The 25,083-nt window shown below is 67.6% G+C and carries 24 protein-coding genes; 11 read left to right on the top strand and 13 right to left on the bottom strand.

The window, feature by feature from the left end:
- The first annotated feature begins 362 nt into the window (after positions 1-362).
- Positions 363-770, top strand: a complete 408-nt coding sequence (locus tag ACFQNJ_RS12165) for a DUF3717 domain-containing protein (RefSeq protein ID WP_382257675.1) — start codon at positions 363-365, stop codon at positions 768-770.
- Between the two features lie 16 nt (positions 771-786).
- Here the strand turns inward: ACFQNJ_RS12165 and ACFQNJ_RS12160 are convergent, their stop codons facing one another.
- Entirely contained in the window at positions 787-1,554 is a 768-nt protein-coding gene (locus tag ACFQNJ_RS12160) for an oxygen-binding di-iron domain-containing protein (RefSeq protein ID WP_382257672.1), read from the bottom strand.
- A 404-nt stretch (positions 1,555-1,958) separates the two neighbouring features.
- On the opposite strand from ACFQNJ_RS12160, the gene ACFQNJ_RS12155 reads away from it, so the two are divergent.
- From ACFQNJ_RS12155 to ACFQNJ_RS12135, 5 genes are read left to right on the top strand one after another with little or no spacing between them, the layout of a single operon-like run.
- Complete coding sequence (locus ACFQNJ_RS12155) at positions 1,959-2,696, top strand: hypothetical protein (protein WP_382257669.1); 738 nt, start codon at positions 1,959-1,961, stop codon at positions 2,694-2,696.
- A gap of 3 nt (positions 2,697-2,699) precedes the next feature.
- Complete coding sequence (locus tag ACFQNJ_RS12150; RefSeq protein ID WP_382257666.1) at positions 2,700-3,230, top strand: GTP-binding protein; 531 nt, start codon at positions 2,700-2,702, stop codon at positions 3,228-3,230.
- 30 nt (positions 3,231-3,260) lie between these two features.
- Positions 3,261-3,656: a roadblock/LC7 domain-containing protein gene (locus ACFQNJ_RS12145; protein ID WP_382257663.1), complete on the top strand. Its 396-nt coding sequence runs from the start codon at positions 3,261-3,263 to the stop codon at positions 3,654-3,656.
- A complete protein-coding gene (locus ACFQNJ_RS12140; protein ID WP_382257660.1) occupies positions 3,653-4,018 on the top strand; it encodes a hypothetical protein in 366 nt (121 codons plus the stop codon). The genes ACFQNJ_RS12145 and ACFQNJ_RS12140 overlap by 4 nt, the downstream gene beginning before the upstream one ends.
- 35 nt (positions 4,019-4,053) lie before the next feature.
- The gene (locus ACFQNJ_RS12135; protein ID WP_382257657.1) at positions 4,054-4,413 is read left to right on the top strand and encodes a hypothetical protein; all 360 of its coding nucleotides are present in this window, start codon (positions 4,054-4,056) and stop codon (positions 4,411-4,413) included.
- 7 nt (positions 4,414-4,420) lie between these two features.
- On the opposite strand, the gene purB is transcribed toward ACFQNJ_RS12135, so the two are convergent.
- A complete protein-coding gene (gene purB / locus ACFQNJ_RS12130) occupies positions 4,421-5,824 on the bottom strand; it encodes an adenylosuccinate lyase (RefSeq protein WP_382257654.1) in 1,404 nt (467 codons plus the stop codon).
- 84 nt (positions 5,825-5,908) lie between these two features.
- Between purB and ACFQNJ_RS12125 the strand changes: the two genes are divergently transcribed.
- Complete coding sequence (locus ACFQNJ_RS12125) at positions 5,909-6,523, top strand: glutathione S-transferase N-terminal domain-containing protein (RefSeq protein ID WP_382257651.1); 615 nt, start codon at positions 5,909-5,911, stop codon at positions 6,521-6,523.
- On the opposite strand, the gene ACFQNJ_RS12120 is transcribed toward ACFQNJ_RS12125, so the two are convergent.
- The 9 genes from ACFQNJ_RS12120 to ACFQNJ_RS12080 all read right to left on the bottom strand — a co-directional run bounded on the left by ACFQNJ_RS12120 (position 6,524) and on the right by ACFQNJ_RS12080 (position 14,562).
- On the bottom strand, positions 6,524-6,979 hold the full coding sequence (locus ACFQNJ_RS12120; protein WP_382257648.1) for a nuclear transport factor 2 family protein: 456 nt from the start codon (positions 6,977-6,979) through the stop codon (positions 6,524-6,526).
- Between the two features lie 7 nt (positions 6,980-6,986).
- Entirely contained in the window at positions 6,987-7,724 is a 738-nt protein-coding gene (locus ACFQNJ_RS12115; RefSeq protein WP_382257879.1) for an SDR family NAD(P)-dependent oxidoreductase, read from the bottom strand.
- A gap of 112 nt (positions 7,725-7,836) precedes the next feature.
- Positions 7,837-8,373, bottom strand: coding sequence for a DUF3833 domain-containing protein (locus ACFQNJ_RS12110; protein WP_382257646.1), 537 nt, complete (start codon positions 8,371-8,373; stop codon positions 7,837-7,839).
- A gap of 2 nt (positions 8,374-8,375) precedes the next feature.
- A complete protein-coding gene (locus ACFQNJ_RS12105) occupies positions 8,376-9,713 on the bottom strand; it encodes an MFS transporter (RefSeq protein WP_382257643.1) in 1,338 nt (445 codons plus the stop codon).
- A gap of 8 nt (positions 9,714-9,721) precedes the next feature.
- Positions 9,722-10,282, bottom strand: coding sequence for a chalcone isomerase family protein (locus ACFQNJ_RS12100; RefSeq protein ID WP_382257640.1), 561 nt, complete (start codon positions 10,280-10,282; stop codon positions 9,722-9,724).
- 12 nt (positions 10,283-10,294) lie between these two features.
- Positions 10,295-11,509, bottom strand: a complete 1,215-nt coding sequence (locus ACFQNJ_RS12095) for a class I SAM-dependent methyltransferase (RefSeq protein ID WP_382257637.1) — start codon at positions 11,507-11,509, stop codon at positions 10,295-10,297.
- A gap of 34 nt (positions 11,510-11,543) precedes the next feature.
- Positions 11,544-12,335 carry a DUF1365 domain-containing protein gene (locus ACFQNJ_RS12090; protein WP_382257634.1) on the bottom strand — a complete coding sequence of 264 codons (792 nt, stop codon included), beginning with the start codon at positions 12,333-12,335 and terminating at the stop codon, positions 11,544-11,546.
- Positions 12,332-13,729, bottom strand: coding sequence for an NAD(P)/FAD-dependent oxidoreductase (locus ACFQNJ_RS12085; protein ID WP_382257631.1), 1,398 nt, complete (start codon positions 13,727-13,729; stop codon positions 12,332-12,334). Before ACFQNJ_RS12085 ends, ACFQNJ_RS12090 begins: the two co-directional genes overlap by 4 nt.
- A 311-nt stretch (positions 13,730-14,040) precedes the next feature.
- Positions 14,041-14,562, bottom strand: coding sequence for a glutathione peroxidase (locus ACFQNJ_RS12080; RefSeq protein WP_382257876.1), 522 nt, complete (start codon positions 14,560-14,562; stop codon positions 14,041-14,043).
- Between the two features lie 139 nt (positions 14,563-14,701).
- Here ACFQNJ_RS12080 and ACFQNJ_RS12075 point away from each other — a divergent pair, with 139 nt between their 5' ends.
- From ACFQNJ_RS12075 to ACFQNJ_RS12065, 3 genes are read left to right on the top strand one after another with little or no spacing between them, the layout of a single operon-like run.
- The gene (locus ACFQNJ_RS12075; protein WP_382257628.1) at positions 14,702-15,685 is read left to right on the top strand and encodes a MerR family transcriptional regulator; all 984 of its coding nucleotides are present in this window, start codon (positions 14,702-14,704) and stop codon (positions 15,683-15,685) included.
- Positions 15,682-15,849, top strand: coding sequence for a DUF2256 domain-containing protein (locus tag ACFQNJ_RS12070; protein WP_382257625.1), 168 nt, complete (start codon positions 15,682-15,684; stop codon positions 15,847-15,849). The genes ACFQNJ_RS12075 and ACFQNJ_RS12070 overlap by 4 nt, the downstream gene beginning before the upstream one ends.
- On the top strand, positions 15,846-17,477 hold the full coding sequence (locus tag ACFQNJ_RS12065; RefSeq protein WP_382257622.1) for a cryptochrome/photolyase family protein: 1,632 nt from the start codon (positions 15,846-15,848) through the stop codon (positions 17,475-17,477). Before ACFQNJ_RS12070 ends, ACFQNJ_RS12065 begins: the two co-directional genes overlap by 4 nt.
- Here the strand turns inward: ACFQNJ_RS12065 and ACFQNJ_RS12060 are convergent.
- Positions 17,421-18,029, bottom strand: coding sequence for a rhomboid family intramembrane serine protease (locus tag ACFQNJ_RS12060; protein ID WP_382257619.1), 609 nt, complete (start codon positions 18,027-18,029; stop codon positions 17,421-17,423). The two genes, ACFQNJ_RS12065 and ACFQNJ_RS12060, sit on opposite strands and share 57 nt — an antisense overlap.
- Positions 18,026-20,797 (bottom strand): bifunctional [glutamate--ammonia ligase]-adenylyl-L-tyrosine phosphorylase/[glutamate--ammonia-ligase] adenylyltransferase, encoded by a 2,772-nt coding sequence (glnE, locus tag ACFQNJ_RS12055; protein WP_382257617.1) that lies wholly within the window; start codon positions 20,795-20,797, stop codon positions 18,026-18,028. The genes ACFQNJ_RS12060 and glnE overlap by 4 nt, the downstream gene beginning before the upstream one ends.
- A gap of 71 nt (positions 20,798-20,868) precedes the next feature.
- Between glnE and ACFQNJ_RS12050 the strand changes: the two genes are divergently transcribed.
- Positions 20,869-25,041: a YhdP family protein gene (locus ACFQNJ_RS12050; RefSeq protein WP_382257614.1), complete on the top strand. Its 4,173-nt coding sequence runs from the start codon at positions 20,869-20,871 to the stop codon at positions 25,039-25,041.
- Positions 25,042-25,083: the final 42 nt, after the last annotated feature.

Below are 25,083 nucleotides of genomic sequence, written 5' to 3'. Positions count from 1 at the left end.
GGGGATCGCCGGTTCATGGATTGGCCGGCGTTCCTTCTTGTCGTCCCCGCACGGGATGGCCGCCGCTGCGTCGGGCCGCCCGCAGGTTCACCGGAGAGAACGCGAAGGGGCGGGTGCGCAGGCCGCTGCCGGCCCGTGCGGGCCTGCCAAAGGTCTTGCTCGACCTGCCTGTGGGCAGGCCCGGTGCGCCGGGAGCAGGACTCCGTGATGACGACGAACCGGACGGTGGGGAACACCGCAGAGCTACTCCCCTTCGATCGGGGGTGATTGTAGGACGGCACGCTGCCCGGCGGTTGGCCGGCCGCGTAAGCAGTTCCCACAGTACCGACAGGTTGCGCCGGGCTGGCTATGATCGTCGTCCCATGGCCGGTATCCACATCAGCGACATTGAGTCAGCCATCAACTTCTGGCGCGAGCGCCTGCCCTCGCCGGACGGGTTGTCGCTGTCCGAGCCGCTGAAGGCCCTGGCCGAGGTCTATGCCCTCATGGTCTACCGTCAGGTCACCGAATGGCCCGAGGACGAGTTGCCCGCGCCGGCCTGGCAGGCCTGGATGGGCTGGTTCGACACGACCCCGGACACGCCCTGCATCGCCATCTGCTCGACCAGCCAGGGCGATGACACCTGCAAGGGCTGCGGGCGCAGCTTTGACGAGGTGCAGCACTGGCCCGCGATGACGCCCGGCGAGAAGCGGGCCGTCTGGCGCCGCATCACCCTGCAGGCCAGTGCCTGGCGCTTCAACCGCTACGCCGAGCGGGCGATCGAATCCTGACCGCGCCGGATCGCCCTCAGGCGGGCACGGTGTAGTTGGCCTGGGTCAGGTGATCCACGCCGCAGGGCAGGGTCTCGATCCAGTCGATGAATTCCTTGACGGCCGCGCCGGCCAGCGGTGCCCCGTGCTGCGGCACGATCATCTGGATGGGCAGGGTGCGTGCCATGTTGGCCCACAGCTTGAGCACCTTCTGCGACACCATGTAGCGCCGGTGGAAGGCTTCCATGCGCGCCAGGTGCGGTGCCAGGCTGGTGATGGTCTTGGAGGCGTCCGACGAGGTGCCGATGGAGACCCCCAGGTCGCCCGAGAACAGGATGCGGCTGACCGGATCCCAGAACTGGAAGTTGCCCTCGGAGTGCATGAAGTGCGCCGGCAGGGCGACGATTTCGCTGCGGCCCAGGGGAATGCGCATGCCCGGATCGGGAATGCCGATGATGCGGCCCACCGTCTTGCCGGGCTTGCAGAAATGCGGCGCAAAACGTTCCCACAGGCGGGAGATGTAGAGGGTGGCCTGGGTGCTGGTCATCCAGCGGTCCAGAGAAGCGATGATGTCCGGATCGGCGTGCGAGGCCAGAATTTCGGTCAGCTTGCTCGGCGGAAAGTAGCGGCCAATGGTCAGCAGGAGCTCGTTGTAGGCCACGTTGCCGCCCGGATCGATGACGGCCCCCTGTTGCTGGTCGACGACCAGAAACTGGTTGGCCTGAACGGCTTCACCGTCCTCGTCACCCAGGTGGGTGAACATCAGGCACACGTGGCCATCCTTGTTGTACAGCTCGATGGCCATGCTAGGGTTCTCCTGCGAAAGTCTTGGGTCGCTTGTCCGCGACAAAGCCCAGGTGGGCGGACTTGGAATGGAAGCGCACGACTCTAGGAGTTGATGCACTTTTGTGATTTGCGCCACGTCAAACCATGAGTAAGTGGCAAAGCAAATATGTCACACAGGAGTCCATGTCCTTAGTGAAAAAGACAACATTTATTTACATTCGATGTGATCTATTCGCTGAAAGAGCGGTTTCTCCCGATGGGCGGATTCCGTGAAATACCCCGCCCGGTGTCTGGGAAATGAGCAGGGGGTCTGAAAGAAATCTATCGAGCCGGCATGATCAATCGATATGTCCGTATTCCCAGGCCGTCATTTTGCCTGCGGTGATCGCGCCACGACGCGTGGCGTCTGCTCTCCTCATCTTGATGAACCCCACCCTCACCCTTGGTCTGGTCGGCCTGTCCGACCCTGAATGTGCGCTCGTGGCGACGCTGTTCCGTCTGCACCGGGTCGAGCCGAGCTTCATCTGGACGCTGGCCGGCAGTGGCATGGTGGATGCCCTGCTGGTCGATGATTCGGTGGCCGAACAGGACTTCGCTCACCGGATGGGGCCGCGCGCTCAGGTCATGCGCCTGAGCCCGCACGGCGTGGATCGTGAGGGCCAGATGTCACGGCCCATCCGCTCCGACCGGCTCGTGGGCTGGCTCAATTCGGTCGAACTCGAACGCTTGCAGCAGGCCCCGGTCAAGTCTGCCCAGGCGGTCGCCCTGACGCCTGCGGTTCCTGCCGCAGTGGTGACCCGCCGTGAGGCTCCTGCGGCACCCGCAGCGGTGGGTTACGAAGGGCCCGCCTGGCGCCTGCGGCGCTGGCCGGCGCCTGCGCTGCTTGGCAAGGATGCCATCCGCATCCGACTGGCGACCATGCTGTCCCGGCGTGCCATGTCCTTGCCCGAACTGGCCGCGCTGGCCCGGGTGCCGCTGGCGCACTGCCAGCAGTTCGTGACCGAACTTCAGCGCCAGGGCCTGATCGATGTCCTGCCTTCCAGTCCCCAGACACGTGTCCCGCGGCCCGAGGCACGGACGGCCACCGCCGTGACATCGACACGCCGTGGCGTGGGGGCCTCGCTGATTCACAGCATCCGCCGCCGTTTTGGCTTCGCCTGATCCATGAGAGAGCACAAGATCATCCTCACCGGCACCATGGGGGCGGGCAAGACCACCGCCATTGCGGCCGTGAGCGAGACGCCCCCCATCGTGACCGATGTGGTGAACAACGACCGCAGCGTCGACAAGGCGCAGACCACCGTCGGGTTCGACTATGGCCAGCTCACCCTGGACAACGGCGACCGCATCCGCCTGTTCGGCACGCCGGGGCAGGAGCGGTTTCGCTTTGTCTGGCAGGCGCTGTCCTCCGGAGCGCTGGGGCTGATCATCCTGACCGACAACTCACGCCCCGATCCCCTGGCGGATTTGAGGGTGTACCTCGACGGCTTTGCGACGGAGCTGTCCACCCTGCCCAGCGTGGTCGGCGTCGGGCGGCTGGAGAGCCATCCTCATCCCGACCTTCAGGCCTATGCCGATGCGCTGGAGCAGGCCGGGCACGTGTTCCCGGTGCTGCCGGTGGATGTGCGCCAGCGCGAGGACGTTCTGTTGCTGATGGATGTCCTGCTGTCGCAGCTGGAGGCCGATCTGGCCTGACCCGTCCGTTCCCGTTCCCCTGGACCCCTGATGAATCCCTCAGACCTTTTTTCCGCCGCCTTCCTGCGTCAGGCGGCGCAGGAGCTGCAGGCCATGATCGATGCCGCGGTCGGCATCCGCAGCGCCGTGCTGGCCACCGTGGACGGCTTTGCGGTGGCATCGGCACAGACCGACGGCTCCGATTCCGCCCGAATGGCGGCGCTGGCCAGCTCGATCGCCAGCATTGCCTCGGTGGCCACCCAGGAGGCCGGGCTGGGCCGCTGCGCCAGTGTGACGCTGAACACCGATCAGGGCTTCGCCATCGTTCGGCAGCTTCGCCGGGACGGGCACGATCTGGTGATGATCGGCATCTCCGACGGGCAGGCCCTGCTGGCCCAGGTCATGTACCAGGCCAACCAGTTTGCCCGCCGGCTGGAGAGCGCATGAAGACGCAGCCGCTGCGCGAGGCGCTGGCCGACATGGCATCGCTGCCCGACTTTCTGGGCTGCGCCCTGGTCGACATGCAGGACGGCATGGTCTGTCATGCGGTGGGCAGCCTGGCCGAACTGGAGCAGGTGGTGTCCTACAGCTCGGACTACTGGCGGCTGAACCAGCGCAACCAGCCGGTGTTCGAGGGTCTGGGGGACCTGCGGGTGGTCGTGCTGATGCACCGCGCCGGGCAGATCACCCTCAGCGAATGCGGCAAACGGATGCTGCTGGTGCTGGTGACCCGGCGCCTGAGCGCCATCGACTGGGAGCGCTGGAAGACCGATCACACCCGGCTGGCGACCCTGGTCAACCAGCTCTGACCACAGAATTTGAACCAACCAAAGGAAACATCAAGATGGCCACCATCAAGCAGACCCTGGACGAAATCCTCAGCCTGGACGGCGCCATGTGCGCGGCCGTGGTCGACAGCACGAGCGGCATGATGCTCGGTTCTGCCGGCACGGGTGTGGACCTGGAAGTGGCGGCGGCCGGCAACACCGAGGTGGTGCGCGCCAAGCTCAAGACCATGAAGGCCCTGGGCCTGAACGACCTGATCGAGGACATCCTGATCACGCTGGGCAAGCAGTACCACATCATCCGCCCGTCCTCGCGGCAGGAAGGCGTGTTCGTCTACCTGGTGCTGGACAAGGCCAGGTCCAACCTGGCCATGGCCCGGCGCAAGGTGCAGGACGCCGAGAAGGAAATGATGTTCTGACGCGCCTTCAGGCGCGGCGGGCCAGCTCCGCCGCCTTGCCGACGTAGCTGCCCGGCGTCATGGCCAGCAGGCGGTCCTTCTCGGCCTGGGGGATCTCCAGGCTTCGGATCAGGGCGTGCAGGGCCTCGGCCGTGACCGTCTTGCCGCGCGTGACTTCCTTGAGCTTTTCGTAGGCGCCGGGCACGCCGAAACGGCGCATCACGGTCTGAATCGGTTCGGCCAGCACTTCCCACGAGGCGTCCAGGTCGGCGGCCAGCGCTTCCTCGTTGAGCTCGAGCTTGTTCAGGCCGGTCATGAGCGAGGCGTAGGCCAGCACCGCATAGCCCATGGCCACGCCCATGTTGCGCAGCACGGTGGAGTCGGTCAGGTCACGCTGCCAGCGACTGATCGGTAGCTTCTCCGACAGGTGCTTGAGCAGCGCATTGGCCAGGCCAAGATTGCCCTCGGCGTTCTCGAAGTCGATCGGGTTGACCTTGTGCGGCATGGTCGAGGAGCCGATCTCGCCGGCCTTGAGCTTCTGCTTGAAGTAGCCCAGGCTGACGTAACCCCAGATGTCGCGCGAGAGGTCGATCAGGATGGTGTTGGTGCGGGCGATGGCGTCGAACAGCTCGGCCATGTAGTCGTGCGGCTCGATCTGGATGGAATACGGCTGGAAGGTCAGTCCCAGGCCCAGCGGCTCGGGCGTCTCGATGACCTTCTTGCTGAAGGCTTCCCAGTCGAAGTCGGGCCAGGCGCTCAGGTGGGCGTTGTAGTTGCCCACGGCGCCGTTCATCTTGCCCATGAGCTTGACGCCCGCGATGCGCTCGCGGGCCCCGGCCAGGCGCACCACCACGTTGGCCAGTTCCTTGCCCACGGTCGTGGGGCTGGCGGTCTGGCCGTGCGTGCGGCTGAGCATGGGCACCGCCGCATGCTGGTGCGCCATCTCGCGCAGCCGGGCGATGATCAGGTCCAGCGCTGGCAGCAGCACGGCGTCACGGCCGCCCTTGAGCTGCAGGGCGTGGCTGGTGTTGTTGATGTCCTCGCTGGTGCAGGCAAAGTGCACGAACTCGGCGGCCTTTTCCAGCTCGGGCCGGGCCTCGAACTTGGACTTGATCCAGTACTCCACGGCCTTGACGTCGTGGTTGGTGGTTTTCTCGATGTCCTTGATGGCGGCGGCGTCGGCTTCGGAGAAGTTCTTGACCAGTCCCAGCAGGTAGGTGCGCGCGCCGGGGGACAGGGGCTCGAACTCGGCAAAGCCGGCATCGGACAGGGCAATGAACCAGGCGATCTCGACCTGCACGCGGCGGTGCATGTAACCCTGCTCGCTCATGAACGGGCGCAGGGTGGCCAGCTTGCTGGCGTAGCGGCCGTCCAGGGGGGACAGGGCGGAAATCGGGGACAGCGGGGAGGGGGCGGCAGAGGTCGGGTTCATGCCCCCGATTGTAGGTTCGTGGGGATTTGGGCGGCCCGATAGAATCGCCTGTCCGACCCACGATCTGTCTGTCAGACCCCAACCATGAAACTCATCGGTGCCATCACCAGCCCCTACGTGCGCAAGGTCCGCGTCGTCATGGCCGAGAAGAAGCTGGACTACCAGTTCATCCAGGAGGATGTGTGGTCGGCCGACACCACGATCATGGCCTCCAACCCGCTGGGCAAGGTGCCCTGCCTGGTGATGGAAGGCGGCGAGGCGGTGTTCGACTCGCGGGTGATCGTCGAGTACCTGGACACGCTCTCGCCCGTGGGCAAGCTGATTCCGCCTTCCGGTCGCGAGCGCGCCGAGGTCAAGACCTGGGAGGCACTGGCCGATGGTCTGCTGGATGCGGCCATCCTGGCGCGTCTGGAGGCCACCTGGCCGGGACGGACGGCCGAGCAGCGCAGCCAGGCCTGGATCGACCGCCAGATGGGCAAGATCCAGGCGGCCCTCAAGTCCATGAGCCAGGGCCTGGGCGACAAGCCCTTCTGCTCGGGCATCCACCTGAGCCTGTCGGACATCGCGGCCGGTTGTGCGCTGGGCTACCTGGATTTCCGGTTCCCGGACATCGACTGGCGTTCGGCCCACCCCAACCTGGGCAAGCTGCACGAGAAGCTGATGCTGCGCCAGAGCTTCGTGGACACGAAGCCCAACTGATCAGCTGTTGGCCCGGCGTTTGAGGTAGCGCATCAGCGTGCCCACGACGGGCAGCTTTTCGTAGAGCTCTTCGGCAGCGTCCCAGTAATCGCGGTGGTCGCAGACGCGCCCGTCGGCCGCCAGCACCAGATGCGAGCCGCCGCGGATCACCTGCAGCGTCACGGTGTCAAAGCGACGGAACCGGAAGCGGAACTCCCACACCAGAAAGGCCTGCCGCCCGTCCACCAGCCGCTGGGTCACCACGAACCGGGGTTCGTGCAGGTTGTGGAACATGTGCTCGAAGATCTGCCGGATGGCCGGTATGCCACGCACCTCGTTGAACGGGTCCTTGAAGCGCGCGTCGTCGGTGTAAAGCGTACCGAGGCTGGCCAGAGCACCCGGGCTGAGGGATTCGTAGAACACGCAGACACGTTCGACGGCGGCGCGCAGGTCGGCAGGGGAAGACGAATCGCTCATGCCGTGCTTATAACCCGGTGAACCGACGCACCACCGGGAAGTACAGCCGATAGGGCAGCACGCGCAGCAGCTTCATCCAGCGGGTGAATCGCTTGGGATAGTGGATGTCGAAGAGCCCGCGCGCCCAGTCTTCGATCATGGCGGCGGCGGCCTGATCGGGGGTGATCAGGGCCGGCATCTGGAAGTCGTTCTGCGCGGTCAGCGGCGTCTGCACGAAACCGGGGTGCACCACGCTGACCCCCAGTCCGCGAGGCTGCAGGTCGATGTAGAGGTTCTCGGCCAGGTTGGTCAATGCGGCCTTGGTCGGCCCGTAGGCCAGGCTCTTGGGCAGGCCCCTGAAGCCCGCCACGCTGCTGATCAGGCTGATGTGGCCGCTGCCACGGGCCAGCATGGCCGGCAGCACGGCATCCAGGACGTTCAGCGCGCCCCGGTAGTTGATGTCCAGGTGACGCTCCATGTCGATCAGGTCCATGGCGTCGGCCCGCATCGCGCGGTAGTGACCGGCGCAGTACACCATCAGGTCCAGCGGTCCCCGCCGTTGAAGGGATTGCGCTGCCTCACGGACGGCCGCCGCGTCGGTGACGTCGAGCGGGAACGACTGGATGCGGCCCTGGCCCTCGTTGACCAGCGCCTGCAGGGCGGCCTCGGACCGTGCCGACACGGACACCAAGGCGCCCTGACGAGCCAGAGCACGCGCGGTGGCCTCGCCGATGCCGCTGGAGGCGCCGACCACCCACACATGCATTCCGCGCCAGTCGCGCAGCGGCGGGTTGTAGGGGCGCAGCCATGACCAGCCCCCTGCGCGTCCGCTGGGCAGGGTTGACCGGTCGTCGGTGAACTGGTGCACGTGGTGGTCCTCAGGTGCGCTTGACGAAGCTCAGGGTGACTTCACCCAGGCGAACGCCGAACTTGCTCATGACCGCTTTGTTGAGCATCACGCGCTCGTCCATGAGGTACATCCAGTCGTCGAACTGCACCTCCCAGACCCGGCCGTCCACCGGCAGCGCGAGGGTGTAGGCCCAGCGGAACGCATTGCCCCGGGTTTCGCCAAAGGCTGTACCCACCACATCGCCCGCGGTGCCGCTGTAGCGGCCTTCGCCCAGGTGTTTCAGGCGCCAGATCCGCTTTTCGGTGGTGCCATCCGAATAGGTGAAATCCTCGTCGAGCACGCCCTCGTCGCCGTTCCATTGGCATTGCATCAGGACGGTGAAGCGGCGCACGACCTTGCCAGAGCGATCGGTGAACACGCCGTAGGCGTCCAGCGTGCCGTTGAAGTAGCGCCGAAGATCCAGCTCGGGCTTCTGCCCGGCGAAATCGGTGATCTGGGGAGAAGCGCAGCCGGCCAGCACGAAGGGCGTGGCCAGGGCGCCGGTGAGCAGCAGTCGTCGTTGCATGGTCAGGCTTTCAGGGGTTGGGGCGCCGGGGGTGCCGGCTCGTGGCGGATCACCAGGGCATAGAGCAGGCCGCCGGCCAGCAGCTTCAGGACGCAGGGCAGCAGGCAATAAGCCAGCGTGAGGGTCTGAAGCGCGGCTTCGTCGCGCGCGCCGGGGGTGTAGCCCAGCCAGGCCAGCACCGGCAGAGCCAGCCCGGCGGCCAGGGCCAGGTTCATCTTGGCAGCGAAGTTCCACCAGCCCAGATAGGCGCCCTCGCGCTGGCCGCGTTCACCCAGCTCACCCATCAGGCCGGTGAGGAGGGCGCCGGGCAGGGCCAGATCGGTGCCCACGGCCACGCCCGAGAGCGCGCAGACGATCAGGAATGGGACGATATCCCCGGTGCCGAGGGTGGCGGCCCAGACGAAGACGGCCACCGACAAGGCCATGCCGGCCAGCCAGCTGCGCGCCAGGCCCAGCCATCCCACCACCCGCACCCACAGGGGCAGCGACAGGGCGGCGCACAGGAAGTAGACCGCCAGAAACGCGGGTTCGGTTTGTGTCGAGGCCTGCAGGCGGTCCTGCACGAAGAAGAGCACCAGGGTGGCGGGGATGGCGCTCGCGGTGCCATTGACCACGAAGACCGCCAGCAGTCGCTGGAATCGGGGTTGGCGCAGCGGACTCAAGCGTGCGGCACCGCCCTCCGGTGTGTGGGGCTGTCCGGCAGTCGGGGCAAGGGACAGCGTCCAGGCCCACCAGCCCAGCGCGAGGAGGATGGCAAAGGCCGTCACGGTGGCACCCAGGCCGAGCGTGCCGGGCAGCACGGCAGCCAGCAGCACGCCCACCAGCGCGAATCCTTCGCGCCACGCCACGATGCGGCTGCGGGCGGCCTCGGTGCCACCGAGGCGGGCGCCCCAGCTCTGGTGAGCCACGCTGGCCACGCTGTAGGCGGTGTAGGTGATGGCCATCAGCAGACCGGCCCAGCTCAAAAGCGTTGTCATGTCCCCGCGCACCGTCGCTGGCGGAAACAGCAATCCCCACAGGCCCAGGGCCAGCACGATGGCCGATGCCGCGCCGGCGGTGAGTACGGCACGGCGCGAGCGGGCGAAGAGCCGGTCGCACCAGCGGCCGATCAGGGGGTCGAGCACGGCATCGAACAGGCGCGCGGCCAGCAACACGGCGCCCAGCGCCGCCAGCGGCGCCGCAAAGCTGCGGGCGTAGTGGTTGGGCAGCACCACGTACAGCGGCAACGCGACAAAAGCCAGTGGCAGTCCCAGCAAGCCGTAACGCAGGCCATGCCGCCAGGCGCCCGACCGGGTGAACGCCTCGGCCGGGTGGGACAGCGATGACGGCTTCGTGCTCATGGCGTTCTTCAGCGGCGCCACTGGGCCAGCAACGTGTCACGAAATCGCGGCTGCGATGTCTTGGGCGACAGCCAGATGCCGAAGAATCGCGCGGAAAACGCCTCGTCTGCCACCTCACCCAGCAGGCGGCCATTCAGGTAGAAGCGGGCACCCGTCCCGGGCACGTGCACGCCCAGAATGCGATCGCCTGGTTTGACGTCCGGGAAGAGCCCGGTCATCGACTGGAGCCAGCGGCTGGACTGCGCCTCACCCAGGGGCTCGATGCCCTGCATCTCATCGACCGAGCGGCGCGCGATGTCCGCGCCCTTGAAGTTGCGCCGGTACTGCAATTCAAGACCGAAGCGTTGCCGCTCGAAGCGGGCCGGGTCGAAGCCCTCGGGCGCGTACAGCGTGGCTTCATAGATTTCGAAACCCCACAGCCGCAGCAGGGCCTGTCCGGCCACCTGCTTGCCTTGCAGGGCGATGCGGGCGTCGGCCTCGGGCGTACTGGCCCAGCTGCGAGTGACCGGCAGCGCGGCCAGGGCGGTCAGCGAGATGAGCCGTGACAGGGCGTGACGTCGGGTGCTCATGGCGACTCGCGCTCAGTGCGCCGGGCGACGCAGGGTGAACTGGACGACGTCGGTGCTGCCTTCGGCGAAGGCAGCCTCGCAGTACGCCAGGTAGAACTCCCAGATGCGCAGGAAGCGCTGGTCGAAGCCCTGCTGCAACACGCGGTCCTGTTCGTGCATGAAGCGGTCACGCCATTCGCGCAGGGTGCGGGCGTAGTCCAGACCGAAGGCGAACTGGTCCACCACCTCCAGGCCAGCACGCTCGGCCTCGGCGCGGAAGGTCGACGGGCTGGGCAGGCAGCCGCCCGGAAACACGTACTGCTGGATGAAGTCGGTGCCGCGGATGTAGCGCTCGAACAGCTCGTCCTGGATCACGATGCTCTGGATGCAGGCCTGGCCACCCGGCTTGAGCAGGCGCGCGACCGACTGGAAATAGGTCGGCCAGTACTCGCGACCGACCGCCTCGACCATCTCGATCGAGCAGATGGCGTCGTACGGACCATCCTGGATATCACGGTAGTCCTGCAGACGCAAGTCGGCCTGCGGCACGCGCTGCCGGGCGTAGGCCAACTGCTCGGTCGACAGGGTCACCCCGGTCACCGAGGCACCGAACTCGGTGACGGCCTTCTCGGCCAGGGCGCCCCAGCCGCAGCCAATCTCCAGCACGCGGTCGCCAGGCTTGACACCGGCCAGTTGCAGGGCGCGCCGCACCTTGGCGTGCTGGGCCGAGACCATGTCCTGTTCGGGCGTCTGGAACCAGGCCGACGAATAGTTCATGGTCGGGTCCAGCCAGAGCTGGTAGAACGCGTTGCCCAGGTCGTAGTGGGCATGGATGTTCTTGCGGCTGTTGGTCCGCGAATTGCGGTTGAGCTTGTGGCGCACCCAGTAGGCCAGACGACCGAGCCAGGTGCCGTAGATCACGTCTTCCAGGTCGCGCCGGTTGGCCAGGAACAGACGCAGCAGGTCGGTGAGGTTGCCGGTGCTCCAGTCACCCGCGAAGTAGCTCTCGGCAAATCCGATGTCACCCGATTTGAGCGCCGCGCCGCAGGCGTTCCAGTTGTGCAGATGCAAGGTGGCGTGAACGCCCTGGCCATTGCCGAAGCGCTGCAGGCTGCCGTCGGGCAGTTGCAGGGTCAGGCTGCCATGCTGCAGGCGCTGCAGCAGTTGCAGGATGGTGCGGGCGGCGGAGGGCGCGTCGGAAGGCAGCGCGAATCCGACGGGGTGGTGACGGGCGGTGGTGCTGTTCATGGCGGAAACTCGTCAGGGTCGGCGGGAGAGTCGGTCAGGATCTGGACGATGCGGGTGCGTCGCCCAGGGTCACGAAGTCGGCTGGCGGCGCAGGCTGGCGAAAGAAGGGCGTGCGCTTGACCCACAGGCGCAGGGCCTGCCAGTGGATGCGGGCGATCACGCCGAAGGTCATGGCCGGGTGCTGCCAGAGGGCACGGCGTGCGGTGGCCGCGTCCAGCGGCACCAGATCGCCGCTGACGCTGGTGCCGATCAGCACCGGCGCGCCGTGCTCGTCGTGGTAGTCGATGCGGGCGACGGTGCGGTCGCGGCCGCCCTGCGTGGTGCGCATGAAGACGAAGCGGTAGTGACCGCGCACCGGGCAGAAGGGCGACACATGGAAAACCTTGTCAGCACTGCAGGGCACTCCGTAGCGCGGGTTCTCCAGCAGGTAGCAATGGCGCTCGCCGAAGGTGTTATTGACCTCGGCCACCACCGCGCGCAGCGAACCGTCGGCGCGGTGGCAGTACCAGAAGCTGACCGGCTTGAAGGTGTAGCCCAGCACGCGCGGGTAGGTGTGCAGCCAGATTTCGCCGTCGGCATCCTGGATGCCGTGCTGACCCAGCAGCTGCTCCATCCAGGCCAGGGCATCGGGCCCGCCGTCGCCATGGTCGCTGTCGTGAAAGGCCAGGGCCGCCCGGCGGTTGCGCACCAGCGCGCCGTCGCCATGGGCGCGCAGCGCGCGCATTGGCAGCATCAGAAACCAGGTGGGGTAGGCAAAGGCGTTGTGGCGCGGGCGATGGCGCACGTGGCGCACCGCCCCGAAACCGATCAGGGCCCGCTCGTTCATCCAGCCACCCCGGCCCGCACGCGGGTGCGTGTCGTGGTCAGGCCCCACTGGTCGATCAGCGCTCGAGCGGCCTGCAGCCCGGCCTTGAGTCCGTCTTCGTGGAAGCCGTAACCCATCCAGGCGCCTGCGAAGAAGGTGTGCTGCTGACCCTGCAACTGCGGCACCCGTGTCTGTGCGCGGATGGCGGCCATGTCGAACACCGGGTGCGCGTACTCGTACTCGCCAATGATGGTGGACGGATCGATGGCACGGTGCGGGTTGAGCGAGACCACCACCGGAACCTCGGTGGGCAAGGGTTGCAGACGGTTGATCAGGTAGTGCAGGCAGACGCGGGCCGACTCCTGGCCAATGTCCGGTGAGCGCTCGTAATTCCAGGCGGCCCAGGCGCGGCGGCTTTGGGGCAGCACCGAGGTGTCGGTGTGCAGCACCGCCCGATTGGGCTGGTAGCGGATAGCGCCGAGCACCTCCCGCTCCTGCACGCTGGCGCTCTCGCCCAGCAGGGCCAAGGCTTGGTCACTGTGGCAGGCCATCATCACCGCATCGAAGTGCTCGCTGCGCTCGTCGGTGACGATCCGCACGCCGCCGGCCTCGCGCAGCACCTGGCGCACCGGCGTGTTGAGGCGGGCGTCGGCGATCCCGCGAATGATCTTCCTGACGTACTGGCGCGCGCCACCGGCCACCGTGTGCCACTGGGGCCGGTTGGTGATCTGGATCAGACCGTGGTTGTGGCAGAAGCGGATCATGGTCGCCACCGGGAACCGCAGCATCTGGTCGGTCGGGCAACTCCAGATGCAGCCGAGCATGGGCAGGAAGTACCAGTCGCGGAACTCGGCCGAGAAGCGGTGCTCGCGCAGGAAGTCGGCCAGCGGCTGCATCAGCGGGCTGTGGTCGCCCAGATCGGCCTCCTGCAGCGCCAACTGCGTGGTGACGCGGTTGAAGCGAACGATGTCGGCCAGCATGCGCCAGAAGCGCCGGTTGCCCAGGTTGCGGCGCTGGGCAAATACGGTCGAGAGGTTCGATCCGCTCCATTCCAGCGGCCCGCCACCGACACCCGCACCCGGCGTCTGGACGGAGAAAGACATGTCTGATGCGGCCGTCGGCACATCCAGCACGTCCAGCAGGGCGATGAGTTCGGGGTAGGTGCGCTCGTTGAAAACCAGAAAGCCCGTGTCGACGCCGAAGGTGGTCGGGCGGCCGGTGTCGTCGGGCAAGGTCACATCGACGGTGTGCGTGTGACCGCCGAAGTAATCGCCGGCCTCGAAGACCGTCAGGTGGGTCAGGCCGTTGAGCGTGTGCGCGGCCGACAGACCCGAGATACCCGAGCCGATGATGGCCACGCGGGGGCGGCGCTGGGCGCTGCCGCCCATGGAGTGAACGGGGAGGTCCGAGTACATGGCTCAGACCCCCGTGGCCCGGAGGGCCGAATAAGAAATGCCTGCGAAGCGCCCCGAAACGAAGGAGGGAGGGAGGGAGGAGGAGGAGAAGCGCCTCGGGATTGCAACCGGGCCTTTCGGCACCGGAAGGCTTCGCAGAGCAAAAACCGTTTCAATGAATGTCTTCATCGACATCCGCTTGTGTGCATTGAGGGAGGTCTCTCGCAAAAAGTTCCGCGTGGGGATGAAATTCATGGGGAGACCCTCCGGAGTTGGTGTTGGGAAGTGACCAGGACAAACTCATACTGTGTGGTTGCATTGTGACTGAATAGTCACGATTTGTCCGAGAGAATTTTCTCCAAGTCCCTCATGAAGTTGGGGTTATTGGGTTCGACCGCACTCGGATAGCTCGTGACCCGGGCGCCATCGCGGCTGATCAGGTACTTGTGGAAGTTCCATTGCGGTGCCTGGCCGGTGCGGCGAGCCAGCTCTCGGTAGAACGGGTTGGCCTGCGGGCCGGTGACCACCGACTTGTCGAACATCGGAAAGCGCACGCCGAAGGTGTTCTCGCAGAAATCGGCGATGGCCTTGGCATCGCCGGGCTCCTGGCGACCGAAGTCGTTCGAGGGAAAGCCCAGCACCACGAGGCCGCGGGACCGGTAGCGTTCGTACAGGTCCTCCAGTCCGCGGTACTGACCGGTGAAGCCGCAGTAGCTGGCGGTATTGACCACCAGCAACACCCTTCCTGCGTATTGGCACAGGTCCTGCGGGGCGCCGTCCTGCAGCCGTGCAAAGCGGTGCTGAAGCAGGCCGGGGCAGGCGGTGGGCGTGGCTGGTGCATTGGTGCGGGCCATGGCCGGGAGGCTGCCCAGACTGCCCAGGACCAGACCTCCGCAAAGCAGCGTCCGGCGGGAGAGTCCTCTTTTGTCGATGACAAATTGGTGTTTCACGCGCTTCGCTCCATAATTTGTGAACTGATTGAATCATTTGTCCATGACAAATACAAGCCATACCATCGCCGACATCGAGCGTGACACCGGTCTGTCCAAGGACACGCTGCGGGTCTGGGAGCGACGTTACGGCTTCCCGACCCCGGTGCGCGATGCCCAGGGTGAGCGCCGTTACGACGATGGACAGCTGCTGCGTCTGCGGCACATCCGGCGGCTGATCGACGCGGGTCACCGCCCCGGTGCCATCGTCGCCCTGCCGCTGGATGCCCTGCTGGCCCTCTCTCCGGATACGCAGGGCGCGGAAATCCGGATGTCGGCGCCGGCGGGCGCATCGTCAGGCGACCCCGATGCCCCGGACCTGCCCGATCACCTGCGCCAATGGATGAACCTGCTGCGGCGGCACCAGACTCGGGGCTTGCGCGCATCGATCAACCAGTACCTCCTGGCCCACGGCCTCTCGGCGCTGGTGCGCGACGGGCTGGCACCCATGAATGCGCTGGTGGGGCAGTCGTGGCTGGAAGGTCGGCTGGCGGTCTTCGAGGAACACCTGTACACCGAGGTGGTGCTGCGCGTGCTGCGCCAGGCCATCAGTCAGGCGGCGGCCGGCCGTTCCGCCCAGCCGCCCCAGGTGCTGCTGACCACGGTGCCTGGCGAACAGCACCAGCTGGGGCTGATGATGGCCGAGGCCATGATGGTGCTGGAGGGATGCGAGACGGTGGCGCTGGGGGTGCAGACCCCCTTGCCCGACATCGCCCAGGCCACCAAGGCCTGCCAGGCCCAGGTGGTGGCGCTGGGCTTCAGCGCCGCGACCGTGGCCCGGGATGCCCGCGACGCGCTGGAACAGTTGCGCAGCCTGCTGCCACCGAACGTGGACATCTGGACTGGTGGCCAATGCGCTGGCCTGGCGCGCCGGCCGCGCACCCGCGAGGCAGTCGCCGGCCATACCCACCTGGCCCGGCTGGAGGACATCGGCGAAGCGGTGGCGCGCTGGCGCGCCGGTGCGATGTCGGCAGGGGTGACGGCATGAGCCGCCGTGAAGGCCATGCCGGCAACAAGGCATTCCTGCCGTCCAAGCCCTGCGAGCAGTGCGGCCGCCCGATGACCTGGCGCAAGGCCTGGGCGCGCAACTGGGATGCGGTCAAGTACTGCAGCGACCGCTGCCGCGGTCAGGCCCGCCGGCCTTCGGCATGACAGCGGCCGTGTCCAGCACCCCGGGTGTCCGCAGGCTGGTGCTGATCCTGGGTGACCAGCTCTGGCTGGACAACCCTGCGCTGGCGGACTTCGATCCTGCGCAGGACCGGGTGCTGATGATCGAGGCGCCCGGCGAGTCCACCGGTGTCTGGAGCCACCAGGCCCGCATCACCGTGTTCCTTTCGGCCATGCGGCACTTCCGGGAGCGGGTGCTGGCCCAGGGATGGCCCCTGGACTACATCGGGCTGGAGGACGAGCCCGAGGGACACGCCGACCGCTTCACCGACCGCCTCGCCCGCTGCCTGCAGCGCATCCGGCCTGTGCGTCTGGACGTGTGCGAGTGCGGCGAATGGCAGATGCAGCAAGGCCTGGAAGCCTGCGCCACCGCCGCTGGCGTACCCCTGCACTGGCATGCCGACACCCACTTCCTGTGCAGCCGCGAGCGCTTTGCCCGCTGGACACGTGGCCGCCGCGAGTGGCGGATGGAGCACTTCTACCGCGAGATGCGGCGCGAGCATCGCGTCCTCATGGACGGGGACCAACCGCTGGGCGGGCAGTGGAATTTCGACGCCGACAACCGCAAGGCCTACCCCCGCACGGGACCGGGCTGGATCCCGGAGCCGGCGCGCTTCGAGCCGGACGACATCACCCGCGAGGTCATGGCGCTGGTGCGGCGGCGCTTCGCCGGACACCCCGGTTCGCTGGATCACTTCATCTGGCCCGTGACGCGCGAGCAGGGGCTGCAGGCTTTGCGGCGCTTCATCGACGAGCGGCTGCTGGGCTTCGGGCCCTATCAGGATGCGATGTGGAACGACACGCCCTACGGCTGGCACTCCCTGCTGTCGGTGGCGCTGAACCTGCACCTGATCCATCCGCGCGAGGTCATCGACGCAGTGGAGCAGGCCCACCGCGAGCGGGGTGAGCAGGCGCTGCCGCTGGCCGGTGTGGAGGGCTTCATCCGTCAGGTGCTGGGCTGGCGCGAGTTCATCCGCGGCGTCTACTGGCAGGAGATGCCCGGCCTGCGCGAGGCCAACCATTTCGGCCACCAACGCCCACTGCCGGCCTGGTACTGGACCGGCGAGACCGACATGGCCTGCCTGCGCGATGCCATCGGCCAGACGCTGCGCCACGGCTACGCCCACCACATCCAGCGTCTGATGCTGCTGGGCCAATACGCCTTGCTGGCCGAGATCGATCCGCGCCAGGTGGCCGACTGGTTTCTGGCGGTGTACGTGGATGCGATCGAATGGGTGGAACTGCCCAACGTGGCGGGCATGGCGCTGTATGCCAATGGGGGGCGCTTTACCAGCAAGCCCTATGTGGCCAGTGGCCAGTACGTGTCCCGAATGAGCAACCATTGCCAGGGCTGCCGGTTCCGGCCCGAGCTTCGGACCGGCCCGCAGGCCTGCCCGATGACCACGTTGTACTGGCATTTTCTGGACCGCCATGAGGCCGAACTGGCGGCGAGCCCCCGCACGGCATTGATGGTCAGAAACCTGCAGCGCCTGACGCCCGGGGAGCGGCAGGCCATCCGGAGCCAGGCCGCATGGCTGCTGGACGGAGCTGCCGCCTCAGCCCCTGGCGCTGCGCACGGACCAGGCCCTGCGGGCAGCGATCAGTCCCAATGACAGAACAAGGGCCCAGATCACGCCGGTCAGATCGGCCGCCAGCACCACCGAGATCTCGTTGCTGTTGTCCCAGGCCACCGGCTGATGCCAGGCCTGGGCCACCAGCAACTTCACCGCCAGGCCCGCGGCCAGCATCAGACCCCATCGGCGGGCTTTCTCCACCGGGACGCGCTTGAGCAGCAGTTCCACCGCCATCACGGTCGCGGCCGCGTGCAGCAGACCCGACATGCCCACCGCGTGTCCGATCTGTGGCCACAGCAGCAGGGTGACCTGCGCCAGCGGCCAGGCCAGCAGCCAGGCCAGGGTGGCCAGGCGGCTGGGACGCAGCACCCAGGCCAGACCCGTGATGACACCCAGCGCCACCTGATTGACGATCAGGTGCGGCGTGTTGCGATGGACCCAGGCGCTGGTCCACAGCGTCCAGGGCTGCGCCTGCCAGTGGTCCGACTGCCAGGTCAGCGTCGCCAGTGCCGATTCACCCGCCCACCACAGCAGCATGCTGGCCACGCCATGCAGGGCGCAGACCAGCAGCCAGGTGCGGGTGCCTTTCATGCAGGCGCGCCGTCCGTGCCCAGCACGTGCCGCCACAGGGCCCGCACCGGGGTGGCCAGGGCCACCGCGTCGGCGGCCGGCAACTGCGTGGGCACCTCGTCCAGGCGGGCGCGGTGCTGCAGGCGGCGCAACTCGCGGTAGGCGTCGCCCGCGGCCTGTCCCATGCCCGGGCTCAGCAGACCGGCGGACTCGGCATGACGCAGCAGGGTGATGTTGCCCAGGTTGCCGCGCAGTTCAGGGTGGGCGGCGGAGTGCGCCAGCACCAGGTACTGCACCACGAACTCGACATCCACCATGCCCCCGGGGCTGTGCTTGATCTCGAACTGGTCACCCTTGACCGGGTGGGCCGCGCGAACCTTCTCGCGCATGGCGCGGATTTCCTGCGCCAGCGCCGCGTGGTCCCTCTCGGCGGTGATCACGGCCTCGCGCACCGCGTCAAAACGCGGTGCCAGCGCCGCCTGGCCGAGCACGAAGCGCGCCCGCGTCATGGCCTGGTGTTCCCAGGTCCAGGCGGTGTTGCTGCCGCGCCCGCGCTGGTAGTCTTCGTACGCGGTGAAGCTGGTCACCAGCAGACCCGAATTGCCGTTGGGCCTCAGGGCCGTGTCGATCTCGAACAGGTCACCTTCGCCAGTCTTGACCTGCAGCCAGTTGATCAGCTTGCGCACGAAACCGGCGTAGATCTCGCCGGCGCGTTCGTCCTCGTCCTCGTAGACGAACACGATGTCCAGGTCACTGCCGTAGCCCAGTTCCTTGCCGCCGAGCTTGCCGTAACCGATGATGGCAAAAGCCGGTTCTTCGCGGTGCCGGTTCTTCAGGCGCTGCCAGCACCAACGCGCCGTGACCCGCAACACCGTGTCCGCCAGCGCGGACAGATCGTCGGCCACCTGCTCCACGGTCAGCACGCCTTCCACATCCCGTGCCAGGGTGCGGAACACCTCGGCGTGGTGGGCGCGGCGCAGCAGGTTCAGCAGCTCCTCCTCGTCGTCCTCGCCGGTGCGCCGCAGTGCGGTGCGCCGTTCTTCCAGATCGGCCTCGAACTGGGTCGCATCGAAGCGCTCCTCCATCAGCTGGCGTCCGGCCAGCTCGTCGATCACGCCCGGGTGCTTGACCAGATACCGGGCCGGCCATTTGGCGGCGCCCAGCAGGCGCAGCAGGCGCTCGTGCACCGACGGGCGCTCCTGCAGCAGCGCCAGGTAGCTTTCCCGGCGCAGCATCGGTTCGAGCCAGTCGGCCAGGCGCAGGGCTGCTTGCTCACTCGCACGGCCCTCGTCGAGCCAGGACGCGGTGCGTTCGACCAGGCGCACCAGTCGCACCCGGGCGTCCTCGCGCAGGGCCAGCACCCGGGGGTGGTCGCACCATTGCGCCACCTTGGCCGCAAAGGCCTCCGGCAGCGATGGCAGCACACCCTGCAGGTCCTCGACCGCGCTGCGGCCGTTGCGCCCGTTGCATCCCTTGCCGTGGCAGCCACCCTGGGTGGAACCGCCCAACAGGATGTCGAACTCGTGCGCCACGGTCTCGCGGTGGGTGTCGAGCTCGCACAGGAAGGCGCACACGTCCGGGTAGCCCATGGTGGCGGCGATCCAGGCCAGATCGTCGTCGTGCGTGGGCATCAGGTGCGTCTGCTGGTCGTCCAGGTACTGGATGCGGTGCTCGACGCGGCGCAGGAATTCGTAAGCCCGGGCGAGTGATTCGGCGGTGGCCGGTGGCATCAGGCCCGCCTTGGCCACGCGCTGCAGGGCATCCAGCGTCGGGCGCGTGCGCAGTTCGGGGAACTGACCACCGCGCACCACCTGCAGCAGCTGCACGGTGAACTCGATCTCGCGGATGCCCCCCCGGGAAAGCTTCACGTCGTTGGAGCGCCCGGGATTGCCCGCCGCGCGCTTGGCCGCATGGTCGCGGATCTGGCGGTGCAGCGTGCGCAGCGACTCGAACACGTTGTAGTCGAGGTACTTCCGGAACACGAAGGGCAGCACCGGTCCGCGCAGCGCGCTGGCGCTTCGGGCCGCGATGCTGCTGGCCGGCGCGATGACCCGGCTCTTGAGCCAGGCAAAGCGCTCCCACTCGCGTCCCTGGACCAGGAAGTACTCCTCCAGCGCACCCAGCGAGACCGCCGGCGGCCCCGAATTGCCGTTGGGGCGCAGCGCCAGATCGACCCGGAACACCTGGCCGTGCTCGGTGATGTCGCCCACCGTGTTGTAGATGTGCTTGATCGCCTTGGCGAAGTATTCGTGGTTGGTGATGCGGTTTCGCCCGGCGGCGTTGCCTGCCGTCTGCCCGTCCTGGTCGTAGACGTAGATCAGGTCGATGTCGCTGGAGACGTTGAGCTCGCGGGCGCCAAGCTTGCCCATGCCGATGACCCAGAGTTCGGCGCGGCGGGCCGGTGCATCGGGGCTGGCTTCGGTCATGGGCGCGCCGTACAGGTCGTCCAGCTCGGCAAAGGCCAGCGCACAGGCCTCATCCAGTGCGATCTCGGCCAGCTCCGTCACGGCCCGCGTGATGTCGGCCAGTGGTGCTTGCTGCTCGCAGTCCAGCACCACCAGGCGTTCCATCACCAGCTGGCGCAGCACCCGCATGGCCGCCGGCACGGCCAGGCCGCGCTGGCGCAGGGTCTGCAGCGTCTGCGTCATCGTCTGCCGCACCGGGGGGCCGGGGGGCAGTAGCGCCAGTTCGTCCGGGTACCGGCGTCGGATGCGCTGCACATAGCGGGAATGGTCGGCGCGGGCCTGTTCGGCTGAGAGGGCCGGGCAGGCGTCGCCCCGCGGATTCACATTTGTTGACACAGCAGAAACCTCAGCAGCGGAACCTGGATCTTGTCAGGCCGTCATAATTTGCAGTGGACATGAATGCATCGAACCCGGCACCGGATGCCGAAACCCTGGCTCGCGCGGCTCCCTCGCGTTCCCTCAAGACCTTTTCTGCACTGACCCGACTTCTGTTGTGGCTGGTTGTCGCTGTCTGGGCGCTGTTCATACTCACCTGGGGGGCGCTTCACGGCTGGATTGTGCCGCGAATCAGCGACTGGCGTCCTCACCTGGAACGCTGGGCCACAGCGCAACTGGGGGTATCGGTCAAGGTGGGCGACATCCGCGCCGACCATGGTCCATCGCCGGCCTGGTTGCCTCTGCCGGTGTGGGGCCTGACCCCCACCATCCGCCTCATCGACGTGCGCCTGCTCGACCCGGCCGGCCGGGAGGCGCTTCGCCTGCCCCTTGTGCAGGCCAGCCTGTCGCCCGCCTCGGTCTGGCGCCTGGGTTTCGAGCAACTGCTCATCGACAGTCCGGTGCTGGATGTGCGCCGCACGCCCGATGGCCGCATCGAGGTGGCTGGCCTGGACATGGCCAGCGGCCCCGAATCCGACGGATCGGCCGCCGACTGGTTCTTCAACCAGTCCGAATTCATCATCCGCCAGGGCACGGTGCGCTGGATCGACGACCTCAAGCGCCAGCCGCCCCTGGCCCTGTCGCAGCTGGACTTCGTGGTGCGAAATGGCATCCATCGCCATGACTTCCGGCTCGATGCGACGCCGCCGGCGGACTGGGGCGAACGCCTGAGCCTTCGCGGCCAGCTGCGCGAGCCGCTGATCCAGCTGCAGGCGACCCAGCCCGGCCAGCTACCCTGGCGCGACTGGAGTGGCGAGGTCTTTGCGGACTTCCCCCACGTCGATGTGGCTCGTCTGCGCGCTTATGCCGACCTCTCGCGCTGGGACGTGCAGGTGCGCTCCGGACGCGGCGCGCTGCGTGCCTGGGCCGATGTGGAGCGGGGCAAGGTGCATGGCGTCACTGCCCAGATGGACCTGGAGGCGGTCGACACCACGCTGGGCAAGGACCTGCCCGCGCTGGCCCTGGACACCCTGACCGGGCGCCTGGAGCTGCAGTGGGGCGACGAAGGCTTCGAGGTGGCCACGGATGACCTGCGGTTTCGCACCCGGGAAGGCGACAACTGGCCGGGCGGCCAGTTGCGGGTGCGCCACCGCACCGGACAGGCGGGCAGCATCGCGGGTACCCAGCTCAGTGCCGACAGTGTCGATCTGGCGGCCTTGGCCACCATCGCCGGCCGCATTCCCTTGTCGGCCGAGCTGCGGGCACACCTGGCCGACCTTCAGCCCGCAGGCCGGGTCCAGGGCCTGACCGCGAGCTGGCGCCCGGCTGACGACCGGCGCCCCTTGAGCTATCAGGCCAAAGGCAAGGTCGTGGGACTGTCACTGGCCGGCCAACCCAGTGGGCAGAAATCGAGTTACGGCGACTATCCGGTGCCGGGCCGGCCCGGCATCCGCAACGCCGACATCGACTTCGACCTCAACGACACCGGCGGTCAGGCTCGCATCGCGGTGCGGGAAGGTGCGCTGGAGCTGCCCGACGTGTTCGAGGACCCCTTGCTGCCGCTGGACCGCTTCGACGGCCGGGCGCGCTGGACCGTGGCCGGCGAACGCATCGAGGTCACCCTGAGCGATGTTCGCCTGTCCAATGCCGATGCCGAGGGCTCGGCCGATGTCCGCTGGAGCACCGCGGACCCTGCCCGCAGCCAAGCCAAGTCCCGTTTTCCCGGCGAGCTGGACCTGACGGCCACGCTCACCCGAGCCGATGCCACGCGGGTGCACCGCTACCTGCCGCTGAGCGTGTCCCCCGACGTCCGACGCTACCTGAGCGAGGCGGCCAAGGCGGGCAACTCGCCCAAAGTCGATTTCCGTGTCAAGGGTGACCTTTGGGATGTCCCCTTTGATCGCGCGGCCGGCAGCCAGGGAGAGTTCCGGATCGCGGCGCAGCTCAAGGGAGTCGACTTTGCCTATGTGCCGGCTTTTCTCCAGAGCGCGGGCGAGGCCCCCTGGCCAGCGCTCAAGGGCATGGACGGGCAGTTCGTGTTCGACCGGGACAGCATCCGCATCACCGGCCTGCAGGGCGGCGCCCAGCCGCTGCCTGGCCTTCGCCTGAGCCAGGGCAGCTTCGTCATCGAGAACCTGATGAAGAGCCCGGTGATGGACATCTCGGCTCGGGTCCAGGGGCCGGCCAACGAGATCCTGGCCATCGTGCGCGACTCGCCGCTCAATGCCCTGACCAGCCAGGCCCTGGGACAGTCCCGGGCCACGGGCAACGCCAGCGGGCAGTTTTCCTTGCGCATCCCCTTTGACGACATGCGCAAGACCACCGTCAAGGGGAATGTGCGCCTGGCGGGCAACGACCTGCGCATCACGCCGGCAGCGCCGATGCTGGCCAACACCAGCGGCGATGTAAGCTTCAGCGAGAAAGGCTTCGAGGTGACCGCCGCGCGGGCGCGCGCCTTTGGCGGCGACCTGAGCTTCGACGGTGGCATGCAGACCGATGCCCGCGGCAACACGCGCATCCGCTTCCGGGGCCAGGGCACCGCCACGGCCGATGGCCTGCGTCAGGGTGAGCTCGGCATTGTCTCCCAGCTGTTTGCCAATGGCAGTGGGAGTGCGGCTTACGCGGCGCAGCTGAACTTCCGCGCTGGCGTGCCTGAGATCTCCGTGACCAGCAACCTGCAAGGCATGGCCATCAACCTGCCGGCGCCGCTGGGCAAATCCGCCGACACCAGTCTGCCCCTGCTGTTCGAGCAGTCGGTGCAGGGGGTTCGCAGCGCCGCGCAGGGCGAGGTGGCGCTCACCGATCGCCTCAACGTCGATATCGGCCCTCCCGCCGCTCGGGCGGTGTCGCTGCACTACGAGCGCGATATCACCGGCAGCGAGCCTCGCGTGTTGCGCGGGAGGATCAGCGTGGGCACCAGCCCGGATGAAGCCATCTCCACCCCCACATCGGGTGTGCAGGCCAACCTGCGCTTCGATGACCTGGATGTGGGTGCCTGGACCCGGGCCCTGCCGGCGCAGGAAGGCGGACAGACGCCCGCCGCCGGCGCCGCCGGCGCCGCCATGCAGTACCTGCCCACGGTGCTGGCTTTGCGCGCGGCGCGAGTGCTGCAGGACGGCCGCACATTCCAGGACGTGGTGGTGGGTGGCACCCGGGTCGACGATCAGTGGCGGGTCAACGTGTCGGCGCGTGAGTTCGACGGGTACGTTGAGTACCGCCAGCCTTCCGACAACTCGGCCGGCAGCATCTATGCACGCCTGTCCCGGCTGTCGCTGTCTCAGGCAGCCACCACCGATGTGGAGGAAATCCTGCAGCAGCCCAGCAGCGTGCCCGCGCTGGACATCGCCGTGCAGGACCTGGTGCTCTCGGGTCGCAGCCTGGGCCGCGTCGAGGTGCAGGCGGTCAACCGGGTGGGCGCCGACCGTGTGCGCGAGTGGCGCCTGAACCGCCTGCAGGTGATCATGCCCGAGGCGAGGCTGAACGGTTCCGGCAACTGGGCGCCGGCCGCCGGTGGCCGTCAGCGCCGGGCGGCCCTGACGTTCCAGCTGGACATCCGTGACTCGGGCAAACTGCTGGCCCGCTTTGGCCGCGACGGCGTGGTGCGCGGCGGCGAGGGCACCATCGAGGGCAACATCGGCTGGATCGGCTCCCCGTTCCGGCTGGATTACCCCACGCTGTCCGGCCAGATGAAGGCCGACATCGAGCGGGGACAGTTCCTCAAGGTCGATCCGGGGGCCGCCAAGCTGCTGGGCGTGCTCAGCCTGCAGTCCCTGCCCAGGCGACTGGTGCTGGACTTCCGCGACGTCTTCTCCGAAGGCTTTGCCTTCGATTTCATCCGCGGCGATGCCACGCTGGCGCAGGGCGTGATCTCGACCAACAACCTGCAGATGAAGGGCGTCAACGCGGCTGTGCTCATGGAAGGCAGTGCCGACATCGGCCGCGAGACGCAGGACCTCAAGGTGGTGGTGGTGCCCGAGATCAACGCCGGTACCGCGTCCCTGATTGCCACGGCCATCAACCCGGCGGTGGGGCTGGGCACCTTCCTGGCACAGTACCTGCTGCGCCAGCCGCTGCAGAGCGCCACCACGCAGCAGTTCCACATCACCGGCGGCTGGAGCGACCCCAAGGTCGACAAGATCGAGCGGCAGCCCGTTGCACCATCACCGGCCACCGCACCGGCGGCGCCACGATGAGCGCAGGCGTGGTACTTTCCGGTCGTTGATACCGTCATCTTT

Origin of the sequence: Hydrogenophaga bisanensis (genome assembly GCF_042665135.1) — a bacterium.
Lineage (GTDB): Bacteria > Pseudomonadota > Gammaproteobacteria > Burkholderiales > Burkholderiaceae_C > Hydrogenophaga > Hydrogenophaga bisanensis.
The sequence above is the reverse complement of the archived record's forward strand: the minus strand, read 5'-3'. Positions and strand labels throughout refer to the sequence as shown.

Bases quoted from the DNA above. Each gene is read 5' to 3' on its own strand.
- ACFQNJ_RS12115 (WP_382257879.1), bottom strand. From the start codon at position 7,724: ATGCATGTGTGGGTGGTCGGCGCCTCCAGCGGCATCGGCGAGGCCACC.
- ACFQNJ_RS12085 (WP_382257631.1), bottom strand. From the start codon at position 13,729: ATGTACTCGGACCTCCCCGTTCACTCCATGGGCGGCAGCGCCCAGCGC.
- ACFQNJ_RS12095 (WP_382257637.1), bottom strand. From the start codon at position 11,509: ATGAACAGCACCACCGCCCGTCACCACCCCGTCGGATTCGCGCTGCCT.
- ACFQNJ_RS12145 (WP_382257663.1), top strand. From the start codon at position 3,261: ATGAATCCCTCAGACCTTTTTTCCGCCGCCTTCCTGCGTCAGGCGGCG.
- ACFQNJ_RS12060 (WP_382257619.1), bottom strand. From the start codon at position 18,029: ATGAAAGGCACCCGCACCTGGCTGCTGGTCTGCGCCCTGCATGGCGTG.
- ACFQNJ_RS12125 (WP_382257651.1), top strand. From the start codon at position 5,909: ATGAAACTCATCGGTGCCATCACCAGCCCCTACGTGCGCAAGGTCCGC.
- ACFQNJ_RS12110 (WP_382257646.1), bottom strand. From the start codon at position 8,373: ATGCAACGACGACTGCTGCTCACCGGCGCCCTGGCCACGCCCTTCGTG.
- ACFQNJ_RS12065 (WP_382257622.1), top strand. From the start codon at position 15,846: ATGACAGCGGCCGTGTCCAGCACCCCGGGTGTCCGCAGGCTGGTGCTG.
- purB (WP_382257654.1), bottom strand. From the start codon at position 5,824: ATGAACCCGACCTCTGCCGCCCCCTCCCCGCTGTCCCCGATTTCCGCC.
- ACFQNJ_RS12080 (WP_382257876.1), bottom strand. From the start codon at position 14,562: ATGGCCCGCACCAATGCACCAGCCACGCCCACCGCCTGCCCCGGCCTG.
- ACFQNJ_RS12070 (WP_382257625.1), top strand. From the start codon at position 15,682: ATGAGCCGCCGTGAAGGCCATGCCGGCAACAAGGCATTCCTGCCGTCC.
- ACFQNJ_RS12050 (WP_382257614.1), top strand. From the start codon at position 20,869: ATGAATGCATCGAACCCGGCACCGGATGCCGAAACCCTGGCTCGCGCG.
- ACFQNJ_RS12075 (WP_382257628.1), top strand. From the start codon at position 14,702: ATGACAAATACAAGCCATACCATCGCCGACATCGAGCGTGACACCGGT.
- ACFQNJ_RS12105 (WP_382257643.1), bottom strand. From the start codon at position 9,713: ATGAGCACGAAGCCGTCATCGCTGTCCCACCCGGCCGAGGCGTTCACC.
- ACFQNJ_RS12120 (WP_382257648.1), bottom strand. From the start codon at position 6,979: ATGAGCGATTCGTCTTCCCCTGCCGACCTGCGCGCCGCCGTCGAACGT.
- ACFQNJ_RS12100 (WP_382257640.1), bottom strand. From the start codon at position 10,282: ATGAGCACCCGACGTCACGCCCTGTCACGGCTCATCTCGCTGACCGCC.
- ACFQNJ_RS12135 (WP_382257657.1), top strand. From the start codon at position 4,054: ATGGCCACCATCAAGCAGACCCTGGACGAAATCCTCAGCCTGGACGGC.
- ACFQNJ_RS12155 (WP_382257669.1), top strand. From the start codon at position 1,959: ATGAACCCCACCCTCACCCTTGGTCTGGTCGGCCTGTCCGACCCTGAA.
- ACFQNJ_RS12165 (WP_382257675.1), top strand. From the start codon at position 363: ATGGCCGGTATCCACATCAGCGACATTGAGTCAGCCATCAACTTCTGG.
- ACFQNJ_RS12150 (WP_382257666.1), top strand. From the start codon at position 2,700: ATGAGAGAGCACAAGATCATCCTCACCGGCACCATGGGGGCGGGCAAG.
- ACFQNJ_RS12160 (WP_382257672.1), bottom strand. From the start codon at position 1,554: ATGGCCATCGAGCTGTACAACAAGGATGGCCACGTGTGCCTGATGTTC.
- ACFQNJ_RS12090 (WP_382257634.1), bottom strand. From the start codon at position 12,335: ATGAACGAGCGGGCCCTGATCGGTTTCGGGGCGGTGCGCCACGTGCGC.
- ACFQNJ_RS12140 (WP_382257660.1), top strand. From the start codon at position 3,653: ATGAAGACGCAGCCGCTGCGCGAGGCGCTGGCCGACATGGCATCGCTG.